General features: G+C 37.4%; 2 protein-coding genes. Both read right to left on the bottom strand.

Annotated features, from left to right (window positions below; translation table 11 throughout):
• Positions 1-641 (bottom strand): RHS repeat domain-containing protein (locus QMG11_RS19960; protein ID WP_281838215.1); only part of this gene is annotated, 641 nt, incomplete at its 3' end.
• Positions 642-785: 144 nt separating this feature from the next.
• On the bottom strand, positions 786-1,510 hold a 725-nt coding region (locus QMG11_RS19955; protein ID WP_281838214.1), incomplete at its 5' end, for an RHS repeat-associated core domain-containing protein.

Genomic DNA, 1,510 nt, shown 5'->3' with positions numbered 1-1,510 from the left:
TTTTTCGAAAAATCCTTCTCCCATTTTTTTAGGTCTTTCGAAAGCCTTTCCAATTCTTCTTTATTGGATTTATCATATTTTGAAATAACCATCTCTGCGTTGACACCTATAGCTGGATCTATATAATCTGAACATCTTTGATTCTTGGAATCCCACCTCTTTATTCTCTTGTCAACTTTCAAACTGGAATATTTATCTTTTGACAAAACATAAACTTCTCCATCTGGATCTACAAAATTAATTGGATTATTCCCTACATAAACATAGGGGCTAAACCCTTGTCTTGCAGGATCAAGGCTGTTAAATCTTGCTGTTACAGGATCATACTCCCTTGCCAGGTAGTTGTATTCCTCCAGTTCCTCATCCCACTCCTGTCCCGTATACCTGTACCTTATATTCTCTACGTCCCCTGATGTTGTTGTCTCTCCAAAGTCGGAATAGTTGAGTTCTCCTCTCTTTTCACCAGCTTCATCTACCACAACCCTAGTTGACCCCAAATGATCTTTCAGTAGATAGTTGACCTTATTACCATTCTCCATCACTCCTATCATTCCGCTTTCATCGAATATGTTTATCCTAGTGTTTCCAGTTTCATCTATCTCTATCAGTGGCAGTCTTCCTAAGCCATGAATATATTTCATTTTCCCTCCTTAACTTTATTCTTGAGTTACTCCAAAAGATGGATAAACGTCTAATTTAAAAGAAGCTGATTTAGAAAAACTACTAAAATCTTGCTCTTTTGTTTTATAAGAAACCTTCTAATAAAAAGATTTCATAGTAAGAAGTTACTCTATTCTTGGCAGCCTCACTCTTGCTCCCTCTCCTATTCTCTCCCCAGGTACATAGTTTGCCAGCTCTAATACTTGTCCTCTTCTCATGCCAAAGTCTCTATAATGATCAGCATTTGATGTACTATATTTCAAAGTTGCCTCATTAACATTTTCATTTACATTTCCTGCAATTTTAGCGCTTTTTATCGCTTCTTCAGCATAATTTTGATTATACTCTGGCTTAAATTCTGGATCCCCTACCCTGACTAGTTTAGACCTTGAATGATGCAAATCAAAAACATCACCATTTTTTGAAGAAAACTCTAATAAGTTTGATGTGTCAAGTTCTTCTTGATATGAATCATCCCTTATTATATCCATGCAAAACATAAGTTGTTGATAATATGAACGCCCCTTAAACCATTCACTTTGACGCCGAGTAAGGTTGATACAATTAAGTGTTTCTCCTTCCTTAATAGGGTGCCACCCAATGTTATCAGCAAAACTGTGAGCTTGAGTTAAATGTCCCCTTGTAAAATACAAGCTAGGTTTTCCTATGTTTGAAGAGGATTCTGTGTAACCTATATAACTTCCTGTTATATAGGTTTTCATCTTCCCATCGGGATCCACAAAGTTAATTGGATTATTCCCCACATACACATAGGGACTGAAGCCTTCCCTTGCTGGGTCGGGGCTATTAAACCTCCCCGTTGCAGGATCATACTCCCTTGCCAGGTAGT

The organism is Propionigenium maris DSM 9537, from assembly GCF_027925155.1.
Lineage (GTDB): Bacteria > Fusobacteriota > Fusobacteriia > Fusobacteriales > Fusobacteriaceae > Propionigenium > Propionigenium maris.
Note: the sequence above shows the minus strand (reverse complement) of the source record. Positions and strands in the feature narration are given on the sequence as shown.